Genomic DNA, 25,663 nt, shown 5'->3' on the forward strand with positions numbered 1-25,663 from the left:
TTCAAAATGTATATTTTTTCAAAAAGGGTTGCATTAATTTTCTGAAAATATATAATATAATTGAACAGCGGTTAATTAAATGTGTGAGGTATGAAATATGTCGCCAAGGAAAGCAGTTAAACAAGAACTAACAAGAGAAATGATTATGAATGTAGCTAGGGGGCTATTTATAGCAAAAGGATATCAACATACTTCAATGCGCAAAATTGCAACAGAACTTGGATATAGCCATGGTTCGATTTATTATCATTTTAAAAACAAAGCAGAGCTATTTTACGCAATGGTGGAACAGGATTTTCAATTATTAAATAAAAAGTTAGATGAAATTTGTAATCAAAAATTATCGAGAGAAGAGCAACTAAAAGCGGTTTTATTCGGTTTTATTGAATTTGGTCTAAGAAATCAGAGTCACTATGAAATTATGTTTTTAATTAAAGATGCCGAATTAAAAGAGTGTTTGGAAAATAGTCCTAATGTTAGCTATGAAAAATTTGCGAAGGTTATTTCTTCTTTATGTGATGGGAAATTAAATGCGATAATAATATGGTCTGTTTTTTTATCATTACATGGATTTGTAGCACATTATTGCCGAAGTGGTCAAACGTTTGAAGAACTACAAGGTTTGGCTAAAGTACATGTAGAGTTTATTTCAAAATCGCTTCTTATGTAAGTGATTTTCTTTTTAACATTAATTGAACGGTGGTTAATTAATTTAGGAGGGGATTTATAATGAAAAAGGCTTTAGTATTAGGTGCTTCTGGTTCAATGGGTTATGCAATTGTAAACGAATTATGTGGCCGAGGGATTCATGTAGTTGCTTTTGCAAGAAATAAGGAGAGATTAGGTGCATTATTTTCTGGGAACAAACATGTAGAAATTGTAGCAGGCGATGTATTTATACAAGAGGATATAATGAATGCTGCTAAAGATGTTGATATTATATTTCATGCTGTAAATATTCCGTATTCAGATTGGAAGAAACAGCAAGAGAAATTATTGATAAACATATTAGAGGTATCGAAACATTACGGTATCAAACTAGGAATAGTTGATAATATTTATGCGTATGGAAGGCAAGGGGAAGGGCTTGTAAAAGAAGATGCTAAAAAGAGACCACACACAAAAAAAGGGAAGATTCGTTTACAACTTGAAGAGATGGCAAAACAAGCTAATGTACGAATGTTTATTGCTCATTTCCCAGATTTTTATGGTCCAAATGCAGAAAGCACACTTGTCCATCATACATTAAAGGCAATACTTGCAAATAAAATGTCTAGCTTTGTTGGAGATAAAAAGATTGCCCGTGAATATATTTTCACACCAGATGGTGCAAAAGCAATGGTTGAATTAGCTTCACATGATGAGGCCTATGGACAAAATTGGAACATACCAGGTTATGGTGTCATTACAGGTGAGGAAATGATTCAGCACATACGGGAATTAACGGGATATACTAAACGAATAATAACTGTAAAAAGAGGAATAATCCAGTTCATTGGTCTGTTTGATAAGCAGATGAAAGAATTTGTGGAAATGCTATATTTGACGGAAAAACCAGTTGTATTAAGTGGGGAGAAATATGAGAAATGTATTGGAGAGTTACCAAAAACTTCTTATTATGATGGGTTAAAAGAAACAATTATACATATGAAAAACAGATGTAAATAAAGAAGTTAAGTTCCTTTTCATGATTTTGAAAAGGAACTTAACTTTATACTACCTTTTTACCTAATTTTTGTTTTATAAACCCTAAAACGAATCCACGTATTTGAGGATCAATTACAATGCCGATCATACCGTATAGTATACCAGTAAGAGTTAAAGCAATTAGTGGCGGTAAGCTGATTAATGCAATTCGGTATATACCGTAACTAATAATAAAGGCTAAGGAATTAAATATAATTCCTTTAACTAATAGTTGCATGCCTTTACGAATAAAGAGGGTAAATCCGATTAATAGTGTAATTTCGGTAAGGATAGCTGCGACAGCTGCCCCCATCATTCCATATTTACTACCTAATACAATATAACCTATAATGGCAACAACTAATCCAATAGTCATTGTTGTTGCACGTTTCCATTGCTGGCCAATTGTTGTTAAATTGTCGGCTAGTGGATAGTTAATTGATTGTAAAATAACCATAAACGCTAAAATAGCAAGAGCGTCACCGGCGTGAGCGTACTTTTCTCCTAATAAACTAATAATCCAGAAACTTGGATCAGCAATAAAGGGGATAGAAATTCCCATTCCTAAAAAAGACATAAGTTTTAATTCAAAACTTGATAATTTTCTATGTTCTTCAATGTTTTTCTCATTACCAAAAGCAAAAAGCCTTGGATAAAAGGCAGCTGCAATTACTCCAGGTATTTGATATAGTACAGCAGGTATTTTAGATGCAGCACCAAAGAATCCAACTTGATTATATGTTGAAACCTTTTCTAATATAATAGGCCCCAATTGTGGTAAGAGCATAATGATGATTCCATTGATTGTGAAAATAAGTAGTTGATCTAAAATACCTTTATCCCAACCCTTATGGACTTTCGTATAGCGTATTGTCATTATAAAGGCGATAACACCTGTTACAAGACTAGATACCCCGTACATAGCAGCAACCATCATAAGTGACCATTGAAAAGACATTCCTAGTAATAAGGCAGCAGCAGCTGTTACACCTTGTAGTACAGAAATAATAGCTGTAAATTGCATGCGTTCTGTTACTTGGAAGTAAGCCATTCCAACACCTTGTAAAGTTGCTCCGAACATTGTCGGTAGAACAACCCAATATACCATCGCACGTAAGTAAGCATCGGGATAGAAGAACTGGGCAAAAATGGCGAAGAGTACAGAAATTACGATAGCTAATATTAAACGAATACGTAAATAACTACTTATTAGTACACTAATATTAGCATCGCTTCTCGTTCCTTCACGCATAAACGTATGTGTCAAACCTGCATCTGTAAAGTAACAAATAACAGCTGAAACTGCTAATGCAGTTGTAAACATACCGTAATCCTCTGGAGAAACATATCTTGCAAAGAGAATTGTTGCAATGGCCAGTACAAAGCGGACAGTAATGTTTCCTACAAAGAGGTAGGATGCGTTTTTTAGAATTTTATTTGTTTTCATGAGAAAGGACCTTTCTATTCTTTAGGACCCGGTTAGCTTGTCCTATTTGTAAATTTGATTTGTTCACAGCAAGAGAGAGTATCGTTATATTTTCGGTTTAAGAAAACAGAAATTTAATTCGTACAAACCAAAGCATTGCATATAGCTTTTTACTACGCTTTCCATTTTTTGAATAGATTTTACGGCAATATCTCTTTATATCTTTTTTGATTAATTGAACTTGGGCATTATTTAATTGAGAGTTTTCTTTAATGTATATACAAGCATTATTGATAACCGTATAAGGGAATAAATAAGTCTCAAGAATTTCAATAAGTGACTGAGAATCTTTTGTAATGAAATCTTGGGATTTATTATGTACCCAGTCCTTCATACGATTGAATACTTCCAGCTCTTTTGTTGTTTTTAATTCATAATCTTTATACTTAGAAGAAAGATTTCCTTCTGATAAGATTCTATAATATGTTAAGTATTCATCGACATAACATACATTTGTTACACTCATAAGCTTAAATAAAAACTCCAAGTCTTCGCCCCAACTACATCCTGGTGTAAAACGAATGTTATGATCCATTACGATGGATCGTTTGAAAATCCAAGTACTTGTTTGAGCAACAACTTGATGTGTTAGGAATGCTTTTGCCATATCGCCTTTAATAAAGTTTGTTGTATGTTCAACCTTCTCGCCTGTTTCTTCGTAGAAATTCATATAACCACAATAGCACGCGTCCATGTTGTTTTTATGCATACTTTCGACTTGCTTCTCAATTTTAGTTGGATGCCATAAGTCATCACTATCAAGGAAAGCGACATATTCTCCACTAGCACTTTCGATACCTGTATTACGAGCTACCGAAACACCTTGGTTTTTTTGATGAACGTATTTTACTTGCCCTGGATATTTTTCGGCAAGGTTTTTCACGATAGAAGGTGACTGATCTTTACTTCCATCATCTACAATTACAATTTCAATGTTTTTATATGTTTGATCTAGTATTGACTGCATCGTTTCTTCAATATATTTTTCCGTGTTATACAGAGGTATGACAACAGAAACAAGTTGCTTTTGTTCCATCATAGAATTTTTATCTCCTCAAGTTTTTTATGTCTTGCACCATATATACAAGCCCTTTGAAAGGGAGAAGATTACAAGAACATCTGTATAAGTTTAACGCATATAAACTTTGTAAATCAACTTTCTATTAAAAAGGTGGCGGGAAGTGAGATTCTTATGGTTAATTCTCGTATTTCAAACAGCTTTAACATGTCTATTGCATATAAATTCTTATTCATACCATTTTAACTTATTAGTAAGTAGGATGTATTTATTGTAACGATTGTGAAGGCGAATAAATTATTATTGAGAATAAAAAAACCTCTTAATTTTTGAAATAAATTAAGAGGTTTTTTATATTAACTTTGAAATGTTAGGTTAGTCTTTGTCTGGCTTAGTTGCATTTAATTTTTGCTTTAGTAACGCATAATCTTGCGTTAATGTTACAAGTTGATGATGTTGTTTAGAAATTTTTCTTGTTAGGTCGAAAATTAAGATGAAACAGAATAATAGTCCAAATAAGAATAAAATGGAAGGGGGATATTCTACTTTTAATAGTTTTCCAATCCAGTTTATAAGTTTATCAGTAGAACTTAAAATAGCCATTGCAATACAAACTAAAATCCATAAAATAGCATATTTCGTTTCTAAAGTTCCACGGCGAATGGAATTAATAATTAATAATAATAATAATAAAATAAAGATGAATGAAAAGGTAATTATAGGCATTTATTATCAACCTTTCACGATTTTTTGCATCAATATAGCAAGACTTACTTTAATCATGTAATATGCAGATTTAAAAGGTGTGATGGAAGATTGTCCACCTTGTCGTTCTTGCATATTTACAGATATTTCATTAATGCGAAGTTTTTTCTTTTTTAAATGAATAAGAACTTCTGGTTCTGGATAATCTTTTGGATAGTTGTGTGCAAAAATTTTAATTACTTCTCGATTGATAGCACGATATCCAGAAGTTGGATCCATAAATGTTTGTTTTGTTAGTACTTTCAATAGAGCAGTAAAATAAAAAATACCGATCCTTCTAGAAATACTACCTTTATAGGCTGTTTTTTCTGTAAAACGTGACCCTAGCACCATATCGCATTCATCTTCAGCAATAGGCTTTATAATTTTATATAAATCATCTGGATTATGTTGTCCATCAGCATCGAACTGAATCGCAATATCATATCCGTTCTCATATGCGTATTTATATCCAGTTTGTACAGCTAAGCCAATACCTAGGTTATATGGTAAATTCACAAGGTGAACAGGAAAATCTTTTACGATTTGAGCTGTTTTATCGTGTGATCCATCATTAATAACGCAAATGCTTAATCCTGTAAAATGCTGTTTTAGTTTTAATAATCTTGTTAATGTATCTGCAATTGCTTCTTCCTCGTTATACGCTGGAATAATAATTAACGTTTTTGGTATTGAAATTGGTACTTCAATAGTCATTACCGCACCATCCCTTATATACTTAATCATATTATGGTTATTTTTAAACGAACTTTATTTAATATACCATTAACAGTATAACAAAATAAAGGAAAAGCTGATGCATGATTTAGGAGAAAAGATCGAGAATAAAATGGTAAGAGGTGATATTTTGTATAAAAAAATACATGCAAGGAAGAACCTGTGCATGTATGATGAAAAGATTGTATTAAATATTCCAAGGCTTACTTAAAGTTAAAACCTCAGCCATCTCTTTACTTTTTAAACGTCCCTTTTTTCGGTTTTCCGCGCGTTCTAAACCGGTTGTGTGTAACCAATGTTCTTCTTCAGTTTCAGGGAGTACTTGTGGTACGGACGAAGGTTTTCCATCTTTTATTGCTACAAATGTAATGAAACAAGTAGCAGCAATTCTACGCTCGCCTGCTAATAAATTTTCTGCGATTACTTTTACGAAAACTTCCATTGAAGATTTCCCTGTATAACATACAAATGCTTCATAACAAACAGAATCAGCTTGGTGAATTGGAGTTAAAAAATCAACTGAATCAATAGATGCTGTTACGCAATGTTTACGACTATGTCTTGCAGCCGCAATTGAAGCAATACTATCAATTTCTGCTAATAATTTCCCTCCAAAAAGTGTTTGGTGATTATTTAAATCGTTAGGAAAAACACGTGTTGTCTTAATTGCTTTAGATTCTCGCATGAATTTCTTTTCCATATATTCAGCCCCTATAGTCTGTTTTCAATCAGAATAATATGTGTAAGCGGAGTACTCATATTAGATATTTAATGAAGTAAAGTGTATTCCAAAAGAGGATTATTTAAACTTCTGTATTTGTATTCATGTAACTGAAAGAAAATTTATTTTATCTAAAATGTAGTGTAAAAGAGGATTCGCTTACATTGCAAGTAAAAAGTAATGACTATGTATTCGTCATAGAAATTCCCTATCAGCTGTGTACCCATTCATGATAGAATCATTTTGTTATGAATGGAAATAGAGGTGCAATGGACATATGAATCATATACAAACAAATTTTTCATCTTTCTTCAATAAAATTACGATTGGTGCGATGCTCGCATTTTTTGTTTATAGTTGTTGGGCAGCATTTGAGGCTAGTAAGCAATTCTTTGGAGGAAGTACAACAAGTGTAACAATTATATTAGCAATTTTTATCATACTTATTTTGTTAGTGGCATCAATTCTACAATATCGTTTTACAGATAAACAATTTCTTATTTTTCTTATAAGTATATCTATAGTTGTGAGGCTTAGTATGCTGTTATTTGTAGATGCTCCAATAATTGGTGATATGAAAGTGATGTATGAGTCTGCAAAGCAGATTGCAATTGGTAATAATATAGAGACTGTAAATCATTTGCCTTTTATTATATATGAGTCAGTAATTATTCGTATATTTGGTGATACATTATTCGCTTTACAACTATTTAATGTGTTATTTTGCGCAGGAACCGCATTTTTTATTTATCGTATTGCGGCAATAGTTTTTGGAGAAGAATGCGGTCGTATTGCTTCTATATTTTATGCTCTGTATATTCCGAATATATTGCTGAGTTCCGTATTAACTCCTGAGTCACTTGCAATATTTTTATTTTATTTTGCTTGTTACATACTTTTATATAAAGGGTTAGATCATCCTTATATGTGGGTGTTTTCAGCGATTTTATTTGCATTTAGTAATATGATTTTTCCAATGGGATTATTTCTTCCTATTTTTATCACTGTATATGTATTATTAATTGAAGTGTTTCAATCAGCAACGAAACAAAAAGTGTTACTAAAGATGGTAGGGATACTTATTCTATTTTATAGTACTCATTTTGGTGTGAATTATGGAATTAAGACAATGGGAATGTCACAATATACGATTTCGAATGAGACGTATGTTCAATCTGTCTTAATTGGAAAAACGAAACATGAGGAAAAAATATCGAAAAATCAAAGTGTAACAGAGCATATTGATCAAAAGTTAAAAGAGATTGAGGGAGAAAGATTTAAACTTTTAGAGCCGATGATAAATCAGTTTTCAGATGAGGGGATAAATTCTATTCTTTTCAAATGTGAAAAACTGATATATATAGCCGTAACATTGTTTATGACTATAGCTCTATTACACTTCCTTATTAAGAAACAACAAAATGAGGGATATATGTTGTTCTTATTTTTAATTAGTGGCTACGTATTGTTAAGGCTCTTCCAAGTAGATATGGCATATTACAATGTAATTATGCCGGCATTGTTTATTTTGCAGAGCTTTGGTGTTTATATGAGTTATGTGTATTGTCAAAAAATATTTTTCAGAAAATAAAAAGAATCCATTCTGGATTCTTTTTTTGATGGAAGATGAAATTTAGTAGTCAGTACAGATGGAAAGTATGCCTGACTACTAAATTTCATCTTATCGATTTAATTCTAGTTGCAAATTATCGGCTGTTAGAGCCATTTGTGAGGAATCATCTTGAATTCCTTTCATTACTTGTGAAATAGCTTGTAGCTCATGTTCAATTTTCTTATTCTGTTCTTTTGAGTTAGACATATCTTTTACAATTTCTTGGAAGTATCGATCTGTTGCTGACATACTATCCGTTCCTTCCGATACGAGAGAGCTAATTTGTTTCACGGAAGACGAGACACGGGTAATTTGTTCATTTGTTTTTTCGACGAGCTTTGTAACGTTAAATATAGATTCTTTCGTTTGCTCTGATAATTTTCGGATTTCACCAGCAACAACAGAAAACCCCTTCCCAAATTCTCCAGCACGTGCAGACTCGATAGCAGCATTTAGTGCGAGTAAATTGGTTTGCTCCGCAATCGATTTAACAATATCTATGATTTCATTAATTTTGTTAGAAATATTGAGGAGTTCATGAGTATCTGTAATAATCGTTTCCATATTCATTTGAATAGATCCCATTCGTTTGTTTTGCTGGTTTAATTGTTCTTTTCCTTTATTCGCTTTTTCTTCAGATGTTGTAGCTAATGATGTACCTGTTTTAGCAATCTCTACAATAGTTTCAGATTTGGTGGTTAGTTTTTGAATAGAAGAGCTTGTTTTTTCAGATACAGCAGCTAGTTCTGTTGCGATATGCGTAATTGTCATAGCAGTTAGTTCTTTTTCTTTCTCATGCTCTTTTTGCATTCTTTCATATTCAGATTCATAAGCTGCAAGAACAAGTTCTTGTTCAAGAGTGAATAATTTATTTATAACATTTATAGAATAGGAAAAATCATCGATTGTTGTTATTTTTGTTTGCAAAATCTTCATGATAGAGCGGAATAATTCTTGATAAGCAGCTGTATACCATTTTCGATGTAAACCAATTTGCACATGTCTTTTGGCAATTCTAACACGCTGTTCAATAAAATCTTCATGCATATTGCCGCTGAATAATTCTTTAATATGTGTTTTTAAAGTTTGTTTTAGTTTTGGAATAGAGCTGTAACGTTCAATAATAGTAATTAAATTAGGTTGTTTTGTAATGTTGGCATAGAATTTTTCAGTAATCCAATCAATTTCTGCATAAATAAAAGGCTGTAGTACTTTTACAACTTGTAAATCTTCTTTTGAAATATGTAGCATATCCATTTGAATTTTCAATTCAGAATTAGTAGGTACATTAAAAGTTATCTGTTGGTCCTTACTTAATTCGATTATACTGGCATTTGTTTTATTAATATTTTTTTTGAAAACCCCAAGCATCATTCTTCCCCCTGTATATAAAACGTTTTCAATTTTAAAACTAATATAGAGTAATTATATATGCTTATATATAATTACTCTATATTAGTTCGTTGAATAGTATATAAATTAAGAGAATTCTATCTAGAATTCTCTTAATGGCCTTTATTAATTTTAGCATGTGTTTTAAAGAAAACAGGGAAATGCACATTATATATTACAGTGACGACACGAATAACGAATGTTACTAATAAACAAACATAGAAAGCTAATACGTGCGCCCCCATAGCGTGTGTGATTAGGAAGCTAATTGCTCCTAAGATAGAAGCGATTGCGTAAATCTCTTTTCGGAATACGTAAGGGATATCTTGAGCACAAATGTCACGCAAAATACCGCCTCCAATACCTGTAATGACTCCCATTGAAACAACTAGAAATGAGGCGTCAACATGATGTGACATTGCCGCATTTGCACCAATAGCTGTAAAAACGCCTAAGCCAACAGCATCAGAAAGCATAATAACGACTTGAAGTTTATTGATGCGCTCAAAAAACATACAAGTAAATAGTGCTGATAATACACTTACGAAAAAGTAAATGGGTTTTACAAATGCAACAGGGGGCAGGTTACCAATCATGATATCACGAATAATACCGCCGCCGAGCGCAGTAGCTACAGCTAAACAAAGGACACCAAATAAATCTAAATCTTTTTTTAAACCAACTAATGTACCAGAAATGGCAGCGGCGATAATGCCAAGAAACGTAAATATATCGATTAATAACATGGCCTTAATCCCTTTCTCTTAAAGATGTTCCAGAGAAAAAATATACACTAAAGTATTGGAAATAACAATTACTTTTCGTTACATGTATAAAAACGGATAAAATACATAAAGAAAGCGTTTGAAAATGCTTAGGAGAAAACGAAGCAAGGTTAATCTTTAGTTGTAGGATAGCTGAGTGGGTGTTTGTATGTAATTATTAAATTTTATATATTTATAAGTAAATTAACAAATGTTACTATAATGCTGATAATAAGTGGAAGAGTGTTAGATAGTTTTTATAGAGATAGGGAAGGATAGCTAAAGGATAATGTTTTCTAGTACTACTTAAGTTGGATTTGGTTAGTTTCGGCATAAAAATAAGTTCTCAATTTAAATATGAGTTATGTTATAATTGCTAGGTGTGTTTTGAAGATAAAAATTATGATTAAAAGATAATGTTAAGATTTTGTATGGAGGTCTTGGAATGTTAGCAAATCAAGCTAGGGTCAGATTTGAGCATTTTTTGCTCTTTTTTATTATTTTACAGCCTGTTTTAGATTTATTAACGTCTCTTAGCATCACTTTATTAAAGTCAAATGCTACTGTTGGAATTTTAGTAAGATTCCTTATTATGGCTGTTGGTGGTATTTACATTTTAATTCAGGCAAAAGAGAAGGAAAATAGAAAGTTTCTAATTTATCTTATATTATTAGCCGGCGTTTTAGGAATAGGATTTATTAATAACAAACTAGTTAAAAATCCTATTGTACTTGGTGAAGAGGTTAAATTTGTTGCGAAAGCATTATATATATATATAATGCTGGGATCATACATTTTAGCTTTAAAATCATTGAAAAAGACAGTTAATATTAGTGATAAGGTTCGAAATAGTATTGTATATTCTACATTAATCATTAATGCAATTATGGTTATTTCTATTTCAACATCTACTGACTTTGGTAGCTATGAATGGATGAAGGTTGGTTCTCGAGGTTGGTTCTATGCAGGGAATGAACTAGGTTCAATCTTAGCTATTATTTTCCCTATTGTAGTACTATATTCTATTCAAAAAACGAAGAGCTGGAAACACATTTTATATTGGATTCCATCACTTTTAATGATTTATTCACTAATTCAAGTTGGTACAAAAGTAGGAATGGGCTCAATTGGTGCTACGTTAGCGGCAGCAATCGGGATCATTGTACTACAATTATTATTTGATAGAAAAAATCCGAACAAAAAATCCCTTGCGCTTAATGCAGTAATCGCTATTGTCCTATTAGCTGGTGTAGTTGGAACGTTTAAACAAACGCCATTAGCACAAAATATGGGTATTCACAATAATTATTTATCAGAGCAAAATGTAGCACAGCAAGGTCAAAAAGAAAAAGAAATTAAAGAGAAGCTAAAAAAAGAACAAGAACTTAAAGCAAAAGAAGAAAAGCATCATAAAGGTGAAAAGCCAGAAGAAAAGGCGAAGATAGAAGAGGAAGTTAAGAAAGAGCTTGAGAAAGAGCAAAAGAAAGAAAATCAAGAAAATCTTATTTTTAGTGGACGTCAAGTATATGAAGAAAGACATAAGCAGTTCTTTAAAGAAGCGCCAATGTCACAAAAGTTATTAGGAATGGGTTATGCAGGTAACTTTAAATACAATGAACAAAAGCAACCAGATCCAAAACTAATTGAAATGGACTTCCATGATTGGTTTTATGATTTCGGGATTATTGGCTTTGTATTACTAATGATTCCATTTATTTATTACGGGCTAAGAATTTTACTAGCATTTGCTACGAGATTTAAGGACATATTTAATATAAAATATGGAATGATTTCAGCAAGCTTATTGTTAGCGTTAGGTATTGCTTATATTGCAGGACATATTTTAACAGCACCAGGAGTTGGGATTTACTTTGTAGTGGTGTTAGCTTATCTAATAGTAGACCTAGAAATTGAATGATAAAAATAAAAGCTAACTTTTGTTAGCTTTTATTTTTTAGTACAGTAAAATAAAAATAGATGGAAACGTAGCGAGGATTTAAAGGAGGAAAAAATATGAGAATATTGCATATGAATGCAGGAGCAGAAGATGGGGGAGGGAAAACACATATTATTTCACTTCTCGATCAGTTTCCAACTGGTGAAGTAGAATTAGCAGTATTTGAAGATGGAATTGTTGCGAAGGAAGCAAGGGAGTTAGGTATAAAAGTCCATGTGTTTTCACAAACATCGCGCTATGATTTATCCATTTTAAAGAATATAAGTGAATTTATTAATAAAGAAAAATTTGATGTAGTTCATACGCATGGTCCTAGGGCTAATTTCTATGTTTCTTTAATGAAAAAGAGAATAAAGGCAAAATGGGTAACGACTATTCATAGTGATCCATTTCAAGACTTTACTAAACAGGGCTTAAAAGGTTGGATTTTTACGAAATTAAATTCGAAAGCCTTAAAAAATATAGACTTATTTTTCGTTGTAACAAATAGATTGAAAAAAAGCTTGGCAGCACTAGGCATTTCAAATGACAAGATGCATGTTATTTATAATGGAATTGAATACGATCAGGAAAAAGCAGAAGGCTATAATAAAAAAGAAATGTTCAATATTGATGAAGATGTATTTACGGCAATCCAAGTAGCACGATTACATCCTGTCAAAGGACATGAAGTTTTATTCGATGCGTTACAACAAACAAAATTAGAGAAAATTAAAGTATTATTAGTTGGCGATGGCCCATTAGAAGAAAATCTAAAGTCATTAGCTACTGAAAAAGGGATTAACGATAAAATAGAGTTTTTAGGACATCGTCAAGATGTAAAACAATTATTTGCGTCGTCACATGTAAATTTATTAACTTCCCATAGTGAAGGGTTCCCACTAGTTTTATTAGAAGCGGCAAACCAACGCGTACCATCAATTGTGACTAGGGCTGGAGAAATTGAGCCATTAATCGTAGATGAAACTTACGGATGGATTGTGCCAACAGGTGATGGAAGGGCATTAGCATTAGCTTTAGAAGAAGCGTATGATAAGTGGAAAACTGGAGAATTAGCAGCAATGGGTAAACATATTTATGAGCATGCTACTATGAACTTCTCACTTCAAAAACTATATGAAGATACAAAAGAAACATATAAGCAATTAATAGCGAAAAACTTGTAATGATAGAGAGGATAGTTAACTATGGCAGTACAAACAGTTGATATTCTAGGCGTTCCTTTTTCTACAATGACAATGGATGAAACGGTCCAATATTTAAAAGAACAACTAGAAGCGGAACGAACTCATACGTTTCAGGTAGTAACAGCAAATCCTGAAATTGTTATGTGCGCAAAAAAGGATGAAAAGTTCTATCAAACATTATTGAATACAGATTTAATTACACCTGATGGTATTGGGGTTGTAAAGGCAAGTGGTATGCTTGGTACACCTTTAAAAGAGCGTGTAGCAGGTTTTGATTTAATGTGTAATTTACTTGCGAAGTTATCAGAAGATAGTAAGCCAGTATCTGTTTTCTTATTAGGTGCAAAGCCGCATGTTGTACAAGCTGCAGCAGATCATTTAACAAAGACATATTCAGCTGTATCCATCGTCGGTACACAAGATGGTTATTTTAAACAAGAAGACGAAGAGAATATTATTTCTCGCATTCAAGAAGCAAAACCAGATTTATTACTTGTTGCACTCGGTTTCCCGAGACAAGAGAACTTTATCCAAAACAATAAGCATCGTTTAGAAACGAAAATGGCTGTTGGAGTGGGTGGAAGTTTAGACGTATGGGCTGGAGAAGTAAAACGTGCACCAAAATGGATTCAAGCGATTCATTTAGAGTGGTTTTATAGATTATGCAGTAATCCAACACGCTGGCGTCGTCAGTTAGTATTAGCAGAATTTTTAAAAGAAGTAATGCGTTCGAAAAAGTAGCGAAATATCGCTGCTTTTTTTATTTGTTCATTTTTAATAAATTGAAACTTTAATCAGTGAGGCATCCCTACTGATTATTAGCCCTCACCAATCGGGATAGACGTTTTACTTTTTGGGAATGATGAAGGAGAAATTTTTTACACAAAAGTATTTTACTTATACAATTCACACATGTAAAATGATGTGTAAAGACACCTGTGTGAGGAGGACTTCTAGTGGGCAAGGTAAAAGAAATTTCGAAGCGCAAACTACTTGGTATAGCTGGGCTTGGATGGCTATTTGATGCAATGGATGTTGGAATGCTTTCATTTGTAATGGTAGCCTTGCAAAAGGATTGGGGATTAACGAGCCAGGAAATGGGCTGGATAGGTAGTATTAACTCAATCGGTATGGCAGTAGGAGCGCTTATTTTTGGGATACTATCAGATAAAATAGGGCGAAAATCAGTCTTTATTATTACATTATTATTATTTTCTATCGGTAGTGGTTTAACTGCGTTAACGACGACACTCGCGATGTTTCTCGTTTTACGCTTTGTAATTGGTATGGGGCTCGGCGGAGAGCTTCCGGTTGCCTCTACCCTAGTATCAGAGAGTGTTGAAGCACATGAGCGTGGGAAAATTGTTGTGTTATTAGAAAGTTTTTGGGCAGGTGGATGGTTAATTGCAGCTCTTATCTCGTATTTTGTTATTCCGAAATATGGTTGGGAAGTTGCGATGGTATTGAGTGCAGTTCCAGCACTATATGCTTTATATTTAAGATGGAATTTACCGGATTCCCCAAGGTTTCAAAAAGTTGAAAAAAGACCATCTGTTATTGAAAATATAAAATCAGTTTGGTCTGGGGAATATCGTAAAGCAACAATTATGCTATGGATTCTATGGTTTTGTGTTGTCTTTTCCTATTATGGAATGTTCCTTTGGTTACCGAGTGTAATGGTGCTAAAAGGATTTAGTTTAATAAAAAGTTTCCAATACGTACTTATTATGACATTAGCTCAACTTCCAGGATATTTCACTGCTGCTTGGTTTATTGAACGTCTCGGTCGTAAATTTGTTTTGGTTACGTATTTAATCGGGACAGCTTGCAGTGCCTATTTGTTTGGGGTTGCGGATTCATTAACAGTATTAATCGTGGCAGGTATGTTACTATCCTTCTTTAACTTAGGTGCTTGGGGAGCATTATACGCCTATACACCTGAGCAGTATCCAACCGTTATTCGTGGTACAGGTGCAGGAATGGCAGCAGCATTTGGGCGTATTGGTGGTATTCTTGGGCCACTATTAGTGGGGTATTTAGTTGCCTCAGAAGCTTCACTATCATTAATATTTACGATTTTCTGCGGATCAATTTTAATTGGTGTATTCGCTGTAGTAATACTTGGACAAGAAACGAAGCAACGAGAATTAGTATAAAGTGAAATTTTAAATGTATGCCTGATCGTTTATTACCCTACACTACTCGGCTCTTTCTAGGCAGTTAATGTAGGATAAAGGGGGAAAGGAAACCGAAGGGGTTTCCTTTTTTCTGTTTTTTTAGATAAATAATGGTATAGTAAGAAAAAGGGATTATTTCTTATAAAAGCGAATGTATACAGCAGGACATATGGACAAAGAATTAGGTGGTTGAAGAAATGAAAATTTTACTGATCATGGAAGAGGCAGAAGAGAGAAGAGAGTTAGCTGAAAATTTCACTGAAAATATGAGAAATGTAGAATGTTTTGAAGCAAAGACAGGAACAGAATCTTTATTTATGATGAAAAAACATATACCAGACTTTGTTTTTTTAAGTTCCAAATTACTAGATGGTACTGGTTTTGAATATGCAAGTTTATTACGAGAAATAAATTGCTATACAAAATTTATTTTTGTAGGTGAAAACATAGAGGAAACTATTACAGCTTTTCGTTTCCAAGCATTTTATTATTTATTACGACCATTTCGTGAAGAAGATTTACAATTTCTTTTATATAAAATAGGTAAAGAACAAGGTGAGAAAGCAAAGAGTTATTTGCGGAAACTACCGATAGAAAGTCAAGAAGGTATACGATATATGCTTCCAGAAGATATCGTATATGTAAGTAAAAATAAAGAAAATAAAACTGTTTCAATTTACACAACGAATAATCAGTATATTTCAACATATACACTTCAGGAATTAGAAAATAAGCTAAATGCATATGATTTTTTACGTGTGCATAAAAGCTATTTAATTAATATGTCATATGTAAAAGAACTGAAACCTTATTATAATGGCACGTATAATTTGTATTTAGATAGGTATGATGAGCAACCGATTCCAGTCAGTCGTAATTATGTAAAACGCCTTCGAAATAACATTGAATTATAGTAGGTAATGAGAGTATTTTAACATGATAAACTGAAAATCCTTCATGATAAGGAGGATTCAAGTTAAATATTCAGAAAATTTAGTACAATCTCCACTAAGAAATAGTATTGGGGGAATTGTATGTGAAGACATTGAAATCGATCTTACTTTGGGGCGTTATTACAGCAGTAGGAGCAGGTGCTTTTGGGGTAATAGCTTTATCACAAGGTGAAACCATTAATGCTGTATGGCTCTTAGTAGCTGCCGTATGTGTATATGCAGTTGCTTATCGTTTTTATAGTAGATTTATAGCGAGAAAGGTTTTTAATTTAGATGATAATCGGCAAACACCAGCCCATACATTAAACGATGGGAAAGACTATGTTCCGACAAATAAGTGGGTATTATTTGGACATCACTTTGCAGCGATTGCTGGGGCGGGACCTTTAGTAGGACCGATTTTAGCAGCACAAATGGGATATTTACCAGGGACCATTTGGATTATTGTTGGGGTAGTTGTTGCGGGGGCTGTCCAAGATTTTGTCATTTTATTTGCTTCGATGAGACGTAATGGTAAATCGTTAGGAGAAATGATTAAGGATGAGATTGGACCTGTTACAGGACTAATTGCAATGATAGGTATTTTAGGAATTATGATTATTTTATTAGCAGTATTAGCGTTAGTCGTAGTAAAGGCACTGATCGGAAGTCCTTGGGGAATGTTTACGATAGCAGCAACTATTCCTATCGCTATTTTAATGGGAGTTTATATGCGCTATATTAGGCCTGGTCGTGTTGGAGAAGGGTCAGTAATTGGTATTATCCTACTTATTTTATCTCTTGTTGGAGGACAGTATGTAGCAGAAAATCCAACACTTGCAAGTATGTTCACATTTAGTGGTGAAACAATTGCTATTATGCTTATTGTATATGGATTTATTGCATCTGCATTACCAGTTTGGATGCTATTAGCACCACGTGATTATTTAAGTACATTTTTAAAAGTTGGAACAATCGTTGGATTGGCGATTGGTATTTTAATTGTAGCACCCAATTTACAAATGCCAGCAGTTTCGCAATTTATTGATGGAACTGGTCCTGTTTTTTCCGGTAATTTATTCCCGTTCTTATTTATTACGATTGCCTGTGGTGCGGTCTCTGGATTCCATGCTCTCGTTTCATCTGGTACAACTCCAAAAATGATTGAGCAAGAGGGACACGCACAGCCAATCGGTTACGGAGCAATGTTAATGGAGTCGTTTGTAGCGGCGATGGCAATGATTGCAGCTTGTGTATTAACGCCAGGAACTTATTTTGCGATTAATAGTCCGGCGGCACTTATTGGTACGGATGTATCACAGGCAGCTCAAGTTATTTCTTCATGGGGATTTGCTATTACACCAAATGAACTAAAAGAACTTGCTGTAAATGTTGGAGAGCAAACAATTTTATCACGTACAGGTGGCGCACCGACGTTAGCAATAGGTATGGCATATATTTTCTCACAAGTAATAGGTGGTACGGCGATGATGGCATTCTGGTATCATTTTGCCATTCTTTTTGAAGCCCTATTTATTTTAACAACGATTGACGCAGGAACGCGTGTAGGACGATTTATGATTCAAGATATTTTAGGGCATGTATATAAGCCTTTTGCGAAAACAGATTCTACATTAGCGAATGTAATAGCTACAACGTTATGTGTATTAGGGTGGGGATATTTCCTATACCAAGGGGTAATAGATCCGCTCGGTGGAATTAATACATTATGGCCGCTTTTCGGTATTGCAAATCAAATGTTAGCGGGTATCGCATTATTACTTGGAACGACAATTTTGTTCAAAATGGGGAAAAAGGCGTACGTTTGGGTAACACTTATTCCAACTGTGGGATTGCTTATTGTAACAATGACAGCTGGTTATCAAAAGCTATTTCATGAAAATCCTAAAATCGGATTTCTATCTCACGCAAAGGTGTTTCAGGGAGCGCTAGATGAAGGGAAAGTGTTAGCACCAGCTAAAAATGTTGCTCAAATGAAGCAAATTATTTTTAATGATTATATCGATGCAGCGCTTTGTGGGATTTTTATGATAGTTGTAATCGCTGTGTTAATTTCAGCACTTCGAATTTGGATACAAGTATTAAGAAATAAGCCAATGCCGTTAAAAGAGGCACCATATATTCCTAGAGATGAAAGTGAGTCGAGGAACTATGCTTAAAAAGCTGTGGCAAGTATGGGGGAAAAGGAAGCGCTTTATTAGTTTGCTCGTTGGGGTACCAAGTTATGAAGTATACGTAGAGCATATGAAAAAGCATCATCCAGAGGAAGAGGTTGTATGTCAAAAGCAATTTTTTGCTGAGGCACAAGAAGCAAGATTTAATGCAAAGGGTGGAAAAATATCACGCTGTTGTTAATGAAAAAGGGCGAGTTTTCGCCCTTTTATTTTTTTGCTGTTTCACGTGGAACAGCAAAAAATAAACAAAAAACTTTGGGAATTATAGGGATTTCGTATACAATAAAGTGAGGAAGGGGATAGATGGAAAAGTAAGGAGATTATTTTATGTTAAGGGACTTATTTGTAAATACAACAATTATTCTTTCCTTTATTTTTGTTGGAGGTCAGCTTTTAAGGGATAAGCCGTTAAAAGAAGAATTCTCTTTTTGGCAGAAGTGTGTAGTCGGTATTTTTACTGGGATACTAGGTATATTACTAATGTATTTCGGTGTTCGTGTTGGTACTATCCTATTGGATTTACGCTACTTAGCTGTTATTCTAGCTGTTATTATTGGAGGGCCGATAGCGAGTACCATAACAATTATTATGATTTTAGTAACTAGGCTGTTGTTTATGGATTATTCATTAGCTTCTCAAGTGGCCTTTTATACAATCATTGCGATAGGAATAGGGAGTATCTTTATTTCGCGTATGAAGCTTTCTTTAGGGGAAAAGTGGGTATGGTTACACGCATATATTTTATCTATTCTAATCCCAGCGTTATATATATGGTTAATTAAAGAGATCCACATAGTGGGATTATATTTAATTTCTAGTATTATTACAGGTTACATAACATTCATAAGTGCAAATTATGTTTTACAATCCAATGAGCTATTTCAAACGATGAAGCAATACGCTACGATAGACGCATTGACAGGTCTAGGAAACGTAAGACAGTTTGATTTAGAGATGAATCGTCATATTAGTAATAAACACCTGAAAAATGATTCGCTTTGTTTACTGCTTATAGATATTGACCACTTTAAGCATGTAAATGATACGTATGGGCACCCAGCGGGAGACGAAGTGTTAAAACAAGTAGGGCATATTTTGCGAGAAATGTCAGCATTTCCGAATTTGGTTTTTCGAAAGGGTGGAGAGGAGTTTGCGCTTTTGATACCAAGGAAAGGAATAGCTTATGGAATTCGTGTTGGGGAACAAACACGTATAGCTGTTGAAAAACATTCATTTGAATTGTTAGATGGAACAAAAATAAAAATTACAGTTTCGGTAGGGGTTTCAGAATATGAAGAATCACCGGAGCAATTTATTCAAGCGGCGGATGATGCGTTATACTACTCGAAACGAAATGGTAGAAATAAGGTTAGTTCTGCATCTTAAAGATAAGATGACCAGAAGACATAAAGCTTATAAAAAAACACTCACAGAGTCAATGTATGAACCTTGTGAGTGTTTTTATTTATATATTAGACAAGTTCTTTTGATACAACGAATTTACGATATGCACCATGGTGAGTTGGACCTACGTATTCGTTAATTTTGAATGAGTAACGAATAGCAGCTGTGATGAATTCTTTAGCAGTTTTTACTGCTTCTTTCACAGGTTTTCCTTTTGCAAGTTCTGCTGTAATTGCAGCAGAATATGTACAACCTGCACCGTGTGTATTGGTTGTATCGATTTTTTCTGATTCTAGAAGTTCGAATGTTTCTCCATCATATAGGACGTCGATTGCAGTTTCCGTACCAAGTTTGCTTCCGCCTTTAATTAGTACGTATTTGGCACCTAAAGCGTGGATTTTCTTCGCTGCTTCTTTCATGTCCTCAAGAGAATTAATTTTCACACCGCTTAATTGGTAAGCTTCAAATAAGTTTGGCGTTACAACTAATGCCTTTGGCACAAGAACGTCACGTAAGCAATCGTTCGTTTCAGGATGTAATGCTTCATCTGCACCTTTACATACCATAACAGGGTCAACTACTACATTTTTGAAATTGTGCTTTTCGATTGTTTCTGCAACCATTTCAATAATTTCTACCGATCCAAGCATACCTGTTTTTAAAGCATCTACGCCAACACCTTCAATTGTTGTTTCTAATTGTGGTTTTAATGTAGAAGCTGGGATTGGAAATACGTTATGTGCCCAACCGTTATGTGGATCCATCGTTACGATTGTTGTAAGAGATGTCATTCCGTATACGCCAAGTTCTTGGAATGTTTTTAAATCTGCTTGTATACCAGCACCGCCACTTGTGTCAGAACCAGCGATAGTAAGTGCTTTATTTAATGTCATTATGAAAGCCCCCTCAAGTGATATAATGAAAACTATGTTTTCACCATTATATCAATGTTACGAATAAGTACAAAGTGAAAAATAGATGATTTATTTTAAGAGCTATTTAAAATCTTGTATGCAGGAGACTGAGTATGTTTCGAGATAATCGTACAAATGAATTAGTTATATTAAAGGAAATTGCAGAAACATTAAATACATCAAATGATACGTATCATGTATTGCAAGCTGTCCTAGAGAAATTACTAAGTGTGACAGGCTTAACGACAGGATGGATTTTTCTTGCAGATGAAAATGGGAAGTATACGAAGTTGATTGATTACCGATTACCAGAGGCACTTACATATGAAAATAAACGTCCGATGTGCGAAGGTGAGTGTTGGTGTTTACGAGGTTTTGTAGATGGGAAATTAGAGAGAGCCGTTAATATTATTGAATGTAAAAGAATTAATAATGCAATTGAATATAATTGGGGAGATACGGAGGGCATTCTTCATCATGCTACGGTTCCTTTAAAAGCTGGAGGAGAAAAATTTGGGTTGTTAAATGTTGCAAGTCCGGGTAAAACACATTTTTCGGAAGAAGAATTAGTATTACTCCAATCGGTTTCTTTCCAAATTGGTACGGCTTTAAAGCGAACAAAATTATATGAAAATGAAAAGAGAAGAGCACATTATTATGTGAAATTAGAGCGTTTCATTCAAGATTTAAAAACGATTCATAAGTTTAATGTACTACCTGAAAAGGTGGTAAATCACGTAGGTGAAGTATTTCAATGGAATCAAGTGGCGCTGTTTATTAGGGAGGAAAAGGAACTATCTTTACGAGCGTCTTACGTTCAGGAAGAGTTACAAGAGGAAGTGAAAGAGGCGGCCAACAAGGCGTTAGAGCAAGATGAACCAGTTCTAATAAAACATCAAATAGGGCATAATGTGCATCTAAATCAAACTGTTATTGCTACGCCAATACATATTCAAAACCATATATTTGGTGTTTTATGTGTTAGCTTGAATAATGGAGAGTTTGATGCTAATACAATAGATGTAATTCAAGCGCTATCAAACCATGTTTCGTTAATAATAGAGAATTTGAGGTTAAACGAGCAGCGCCGTGAACTTGTACGAATGGAAGAAAGAAATCGGTTAGCAAGAGATTTACATGATTCTGTTTCGCAAAAATTATTTTCATTAACCTTCATGACAAAAGGCGCCGAGGCAGTTTTAAAAGGTAAAAATGAAAAGGTAGATCAATCTTTGCATGAGATGCGTGAACTTGCGCAAGGAGCTTTGAAAGAAATGAGGACATTAATTTGGCAGCTTCGTCCGGCAGGATTAGAAAAAGGATTATTGCCAGCGCTAAAGCAGTACGGTGAAAATTTGGGACTGAAAATAAGGGAGCAAGTTACGGGTGTTCGTGATTTACCTCGTGTAGTAGAAGAAGCTTTGTGGCGCATAGGCCAAGAAGCACTTAACAATGTAAGTAAGCATGCAGGTGTAAAAGAAGCGACGATTTATTTTACAGTGAATGAGAAAAATGTATCATTAGAAATAGTTGATCAAGGAAAGGGCTTTGTGGAAAAGAATATAAAAGAAAAGAAATCACTAGGTATGACTACGATGCGTGAAAGAGTAGAATTAGTTGGTGGAACAATTAAAATTGTAAGTAGTAATAAACGAACGAGCGTAAAAGTAAATGTACCATTATGATGTGAAAATGAGGGAAGTTTGTGAAAATAAAAGTATTGTTAGTTGATGATCATACAGTCGTTTTAAAAGGATTAGCATTTTTCTTAAGCACACAGGAAGATTTAGAGTTAGTTGGAGAAGCGAATAATGGGAAAGAAGCGTTAGTGAAAGTAGGAGAAACAAATCCTGATGTTATATTAATGGATTTATATATGCCTGAAATGGATGGTGTTGAGGCCACGGTATATATTAAAAAAGAGTATCCAAATGTGAAAGTAATTGTATTAACTAGCTTTTCTGATCAGGCGCATGTGTTACCTGCATTAAGGGCTGGAGCAAGTGGGTATATTTTAAAAGATGTAGAACCGGATCAGCTTGTTGAGGCTATTCGAAGTGCATATAAAGGTAATATTCAATTACATCCGGATATAGCAAATGCTCTTCTCTCTCAAACATTACCTGTAGAAGAAAAGGAAGAAGAACATTCTATTCAAGTGGATGTGCTAACAGCGAGAGAAAATGAGGTGTTGCAACTATTAGCAAAAGGGATGAGCAATAAGGAAATTGCATCTGTTTTAGTTATTACAGAAAAGACGGTTAAGGCGCATGTAAGTAGCATTTTGAGTAAATTAAATTTATCCGATCGTACGCAAGCGGCGTTATATGCAGTGAAAAATGGAATTGTATAAGACAAAAGTCGTAAGACCTAGTTCGCCTTTAGAAGGTGGACTTTTTTTATGGAAAAATACGTCTATGTGAGGACGAAATTGTCTTGATATAAAGATAAAATATGTTTGTAAGCAACAAAACAACAATTACAAGGGATACCTTTTTTGAAAGCATATAACAACATAAGAGTGAGTACTAGGAGGAAGAAATAATGGCAACAGTTTTATTCGTTAAAGCAAACAACCGTCCAGCGGAACAAGCAGTTAGTGTAAAATTATATGAGGCATTTTTAGCAAACTATAAAGAAGCACACCCAAATGATACAGTAGTAGAACTGGATTTATATAAAGAAGAATTACCATATGTAGGTGTAGACATGATCAATGGTACATTCAAGGCAGGTAAAGGATTTGATTTAACAGAAGAAGAGGCGAAAGCAGTAGCAGTTGCTGATAAGTATTTAAATCAATTCCTAGAAGCTGATAAAGTTGTTTTCGGCTTCCCATTATGGAACTTAACGATTCCAGCAGTGCTACACACATATATTGATTATTTAAACCGTGCTGGTAAAACGTTCAAATACACGCCAGAGGGTCCAGTTGGCCTAATCGGTGATAAGAAGATTGCATTATTAAATGCACGAGGCGGCGTATATTCAGAAGGTCCAGCAGCTGAGGTAGAAATGGCTGTTAAATATGTAGCAAGTATGATGGGCTTCTTCGGCGCAACAAACATGGAAACAGTAATTATTGAAGGACATAACCAATTCCCAGATAAAGCAGAAGAAATCATTGCTACAGGTCTTGAAGAAGCAGCTAAAGTAGCAAGTAAATTTTAATTAAAATTATAATCGTCACTCGAAAAAGCAGCATTAACATGTAAACGTTAATGCTGCTTTTTTTATATTTTTAGTTCATCAGCAAGTTTTTTTAATTGAATTCGATCTCGTATGTAATAGGTTCTTCCGTCTTTTTTTAAGTAATTTTGTTGGCAAAACTGATTTAATACATATAAAAGATGACGGTAGCTGACATTTAAATATTCCGAGGCCTCAGTATGCTTTTCCATATAACAATTATTTTGTTCTGTTAATAAAATAAAAGCAGCTAATCGATTTTCAAAAGGATAACTATAGTTTTTTGCGTAATTTTCAGTGCGAGTAATTGTCTTTTCTCCAATAAATTTGCATAGGTGCTGTAAAAACGTTGCATCTTGTAATAAAAGTTGCTGACAATCTTTAAGAGGAAGTGCCAAACAAACACAATCTTCTAGTACTTCAACGGACTTGGTAATATTTTCTACTCCTATTAATCCTAATTCCCCGATAAAAGATGGTGCTTGAATAAAATTAATTAATGAAACCTTCCCGTTTTTATGACTCATATATATTTTTGCCTTCCCAGAAATTAAGTAATAGAGATAAGGGAGAGTATTTCCTTCGCTACATATCATCTCTTTCGTTTGAAAAGAATGTAGCTCTACATATGGCAAGACATGAAATGAAAATAGGGTATGGAATTGATGGATTTGCATGTATTGATAAATTTCTTCCTCATTTTTGCTGATTTTCATATTTTCACCTCTATTTATAGTATGAGATATCTCCTATTATCTTTACAAGAAGGAATGATACGATTTATGTAAATTTGTTTTTGTAGAAAAGAGAGTGTGATGAGTTTATGAAAAAATATAAAACATTGCTATTTGATGTAGATGATACATTATTAGATTTCCAAAAGGCTGAAAAAGTGGCTTTACGGGTGCTTTTTGAAGAGAAGGGAATCCCTTTAACAGACGAGATAGAGGCTCGTTATAAAAAAATAAATAAAGGTCTTTGGGATGCTTTTGAAAAAGGGGAACTATCACGCAATGAAGTTGTAAATACACGATTCTCTCTGTTGTTTAAAGAGTATGGAGAAGAAGTAGATGGAATATTATTCGAAAATAATTACCGTAACTACTTAGAAGAAGGAAATCAACTCATGCAAGGTGCGTTTGAATTTATAAATCAAATTCAAGGGGAGTATGAGTTGTATATAGTGACAAATGGTGTTTCTAAGACGCAAGGTAAACGTTTGCGTAATGCAGGGTTACATTCATTGTTTAAAGATGTTTTTGTTTCGGAAGATACAGGTTTTCAAAAGCCGATGAAAGAGTATTTTGATTATGTTTTTGAACGGATTCCTAACTTTGCACCTGAAGAAGGACTGATTATTGGGGATTCATTAAGCGCGGATATTAAAGGTGGATATGTAGCGGGAATTGATACTTGTTGGTTTAATCCAGAAAGGAAGTTAAATGATAGTGGGATTATACCGACATATGAAGTGCATAATTTTGAGGAGTTAGAAGCGTTATTAAAGCAGCATGTGTAATAAAAAAATAGACAGTGGAGCTTTCGTC

At 33.8% G+C, this 25,663-nt stretch carries 24 protein-coding genes and 1 pseudogene; 15 read left to right on the forward strand and 10 right to left on the reverse strand.

Going from position 1 to position 25,663, the window contains the following annotated elements:
* The first annotated feature begins 97 nt into the window (after positions 1-97).
* Positions 98-670 (forward strand): TetR/AcrR family transcriptional regulator, encoded by a 573-nt coding sequence (locus ACQRBL_RS26665; protein WP_023523614.1) that lies wholly within the window; start codon positions 98-100, stop codon positions 668-670.
* 59 nt (positions 671-729) lie between these two features.
* Complete coding sequence (locus tag ACQRBL_RS26670) at positions 730-1,668, forward strand: NAD-dependent epimerase/dehydratase family protein (RefSeq protein ID WP_023523613.1); 939 nt, start codon at positions 730-732, stop codon at positions 1,666-1,668.
* Between the two features lie 43 nt (positions 1,669-1,711).
* Here the strand turns inward: ACQRBL_RS26670 and ACQRBL_RS26675 are convergent, their stop codons facing one another.
* From ACQRBL_RS26675 to ACQRBL_RS26695, 5 genes are all read right to left on the reverse strand, one after another.
* On the reverse strand, positions 1,712-3,133 hold the full coding sequence (locus tag ACQRBL_RS26675; protein ID WP_411995855.1) for an oligosaccharide flippase family protein: 1,422 nt from the start codon (positions 3,131-3,133) through the stop codon (positions 1,712-1,714).
* A 97-nt stretch (positions 3,134-3,230) separates the two neighbouring features.
* On the reverse strand, positions 3,231-4,211 hold the full coding sequence (locus ACQRBL_RS26680) for a glycosyltransferase family 2 protein (RefSeq protein WP_023523611.1): 981 nt from the start codon (positions 4,209-4,211) through the stop codon (positions 3,231-3,233).
* Positions 4,212-4,565: 354 nt separating this feature from the next.
* Entirely contained in the window at positions 4,566-4,916 is a 351-nt protein-coding gene (locus ACQRBL_RS26685) for a DUF2304 domain-containing protein (RefSeq protein ID WP_023523610.1), read from the reverse strand.
* 6 nt (positions 4,917-4,922) lie between these two features.
* Positions 4,923-5,651 (reverse strand): glycosyltransferase family 2 protein, encoded by a 729-nt coding sequence (locus ACQRBL_RS26690; RefSeq protein WP_411995854.1) that lies wholly within the window; start codon positions 5,649-5,651, stop codon positions 4,923-4,925.
* Positions 5,652-5,859: 208 nt separating this feature from the next.
* Positions 5,860-6,372 carry an acyl-CoA thioesterase gene (locus ACQRBL_RS26695; RefSeq protein ID WP_000412120.1) on the reverse strand — a complete coding sequence of 171 codons (513 nt, stop codon included), beginning with the start codon at positions 6,370-6,372 and terminating at the stop codon, positions 5,860-5,862.
* A 298-nt stretch (positions 6,373-6,670) separates the two neighbouring features.
* Between ACQRBL_RS26695 and ACQRBL_RS26700 the strand changes: the two genes are divergently transcribed.
* A complete protein-coding gene (locus ACQRBL_RS26700) occupies positions 6,671-7,984 on the forward strand; it encodes an ArnT family glycosyltransferase (protein WP_097961416.1) in 1,314 nt (437 codons plus the stop codon).
* Positions 7,985-8,074: 90 nt separating this feature from the next.
* Here ACQRBL_RS26700 and ACQRBL_RS26705 read toward each other — a convergent pair whose 3' ends face one another.
* The 3 genes and pseudogenes from ACQRBL_RS26705 to ACQRBL_RS26715 form a co-directional block, all read right to left on the reverse strand.
* On the reverse strand, positions 8,075-8,815 hold the full coding sequence (locus ACQRBL_RS26705) for a methyl-accepting chemotaxis protein (protein ID WP_370695591.1): 741 nt from the start codon (positions 8,813-8,815) through the stop codon (positions 8,075-8,077).
* A gap of 15 nt (positions 8,816-8,830) precedes the next feature.
* A pseudogene (locus ACQRBL_RS26710) lies at positions 8,831-9,379 on the reverse strand (protoglobin family protein); the annotation flags it as partial.
* Positions 9,380-9,510: 131 nt separating this feature from the next.
* Entirely contained in the window at positions 9,511-10,143 is a 633-nt protein-coding gene (locus ACQRBL_RS26715; protein WP_000924371.1) for a trimeric intracellular cation channel family protein, read from the reverse strand.
* A 463-nt stretch (positions 10,144-10,606) separates the two neighbouring features.
* Here ACQRBL_RS26715 and ACQRBL_RS26720 point away from each other — a divergent pair, with 463 nt between their 5' ends.
* From ACQRBL_RS26720 to ACQRBL_RS26755, 8 genes are all read left to right on the forward strand, one after another.
* Positions 10,607-12,079, forward strand: coding sequence for an O-antigen ligase family protein (locus ACQRBL_RS26720; RefSeq protein ID WP_048564312.1), 1,473 nt, complete (start codon positions 10,607-10,609; stop codon positions 12,077-12,079).
* Positions 12,080-12,174: 95 nt separating this feature from the next.
* Complete coding sequence (locus ACQRBL_RS26725; RefSeq protein WP_023523606.1) at positions 12,175-13,284, forward strand: glycosyltransferase family 4 protein; 1,110 nt, start codon at positions 12,175-12,177, stop codon at positions 13,282-13,284.
* 21 nt (positions 13,285-13,305) lie between these two features.
* Positions 13,306-14,046 carry a WecB/TagA/CpsF family glycosyltransferase gene (locus tag ACQRBL_RS26730; protein WP_023523605.1) on the forward strand — a complete coding sequence of 247 codons (741 nt, stop codon included), beginning with the start codon at positions 13,306-13,308 and terminating at the stop codon, positions 14,044-14,046.
* 215 nt (positions 14,047-14,261) lie between these two features.
* Positions 14,262-15,461: an MFS transporter gene (locus ACQRBL_RS26735; RefSeq protein ID WP_000521106.1), complete on the forward strand. Its 1,200-nt coding sequence runs from the start codon at positions 14,262-14,264 to the stop codon at positions 15,459-15,461.
* Positions 15,462-15,679: 218 nt separating this feature from the next.
* Positions 15,680-16,396 carry a LytR/AlgR family response regulator transcription factor gene (locus ACQRBL_RS26740; RefSeq protein WP_023523604.1) on the forward strand — a complete coding sequence of 239 codons (717 nt, stop codon included), beginning with the start codon at positions 15,680-15,682 and terminating at the stop codon, positions 16,394-16,396.
* A gap of 122 nt (positions 16,397-16,518) precedes the next feature.
* Positions 16,519-18,594 carry a carbon starvation protein CstA gene (cstA, locus tag ACQRBL_RS26745; protein ID WP_023523603.1) on the forward strand — a complete coding sequence of 692 codons (2,076 nt, stop codon included), beginning with the start codon at positions 16,519-16,521 and terminating at the stop codon, positions 18,592-18,594.
* Positions 18,587-18,790 carry a YbdD/YjiX family protein gene (locus tag ACQRBL_RS26750; protein ID WP_023523602.1) on the forward strand — a complete coding sequence of 68 codons (204 nt, stop codon included), beginning with the start codon at positions 18,587-18,589 and terminating at the stop codon, positions 18,788-18,790. The genes cstA and ACQRBL_RS26750 overlap by 8 nt, the downstream gene beginning before the upstream one ends.
* Before the next feature lie 146 nt (positions 18,791-18,936).
* A complete protein-coding gene (locus ACQRBL_RS26755; protein ID WP_097920071.1) occupies positions 18,937-19,995 on the forward strand; it encodes a GGDEF domain-containing protein in 1,059 nt (352 codons plus the stop codon).
* 86 nt (positions 19,996-20,081) lie between these two features.
* Here ACQRBL_RS26755 and pdxK read toward each other — a convergent pair whose 3' ends face one another.
* Entirely contained in the window at positions 20,082-20,906 is an 825-nt protein-coding gene (gene pdxK / locus ACQRBL_RS26760) for a pyridoxine/pyridoxal/pyridoxamine kinase (protein ID WP_000174259.1), read from the reverse strand.
* A gap of 134 nt (positions 20,907-21,040) precedes the next feature.
* Here pdxK and ACQRBL_RS26765 point away from each other — a divergent pair, with 134 nt between their 5' ends.
* The 3 genes from ACQRBL_RS26765 to ACQRBL_RS26775 all read left to right on the forward strand — a co-directional run bounded on the left by ACQRBL_RS26765 (position 21,041) and on the right by ACQRBL_RS26775 (position 24,098).
* A complete protein-coding gene (locus ACQRBL_RS26765) occupies positions 21,041-22,612 on the forward strand; it encodes a GAF domain-containing sensor histidine kinase (RefSeq protein ID WP_023523599.1) in 1,572 nt (523 codons plus the stop codon).
* A 20-nt stretch (positions 22,613-22,632) separates the two neighbouring features.
* A complete protein-coding gene (locus tag ACQRBL_RS26770; protein WP_411995853.1) occupies positions 22,633-23,280 on the forward strand; it encodes a response regulator in 648 nt (215 codons plus the stop codon).
* A 191-nt stretch (positions 23,281-23,471) separates the two neighbouring features.
* The gene (locus ACQRBL_RS26775; RefSeq protein WP_000246722.1) at positions 23,472-24,098 is read left to right on the forward strand and encodes an FMN-dependent NADH-azoreductase; all 627 of its coding nucleotides are present in this window, start codon (positions 23,472-23,474) and stop codon (positions 24,096-24,098) included.
* Between the two features lie 62 nt (positions 24,099-24,160).
* Here ACQRBL_RS26775 and ACQRBL_RS26780 read toward each other — a convergent pair whose 3' ends face one another.
* A complete protein-coding gene (locus ACQRBL_RS26780) occupies positions 24,161-24,832 on the reverse strand; it encodes a transcriptional regulator YeiL (RefSeq protein WP_411995852.1) in 672 nt (223 codons plus the stop codon).
* Positions 24,833-24,939: 107 nt separating this feature from the next.
* Here ACQRBL_RS26780 and ACQRBL_RS26785 point away from each other — a divergent pair, with 107 nt between their 5' ends.
* Entirely contained in the window at positions 24,940-25,635 is a 696-nt protein-coding gene (locus ACQRBL_RS26785) for a YjjG family noncanonical pyrimidine nucleotidase (RefSeq protein ID WP_023523597.1), read from the forward strand.
* Positions 25,636-25,663 lie beyond the last annotated feature (28 nt).

The sequence above is a fragment of the Bacillus sp. AF62 genome, assembly GCF_050312695.1.
GTDB lineage: Bacteria > Bacillota > Bacilli > Bacillales > Bacillaceae_G > Bacillus_A > Bacillus_A cereus.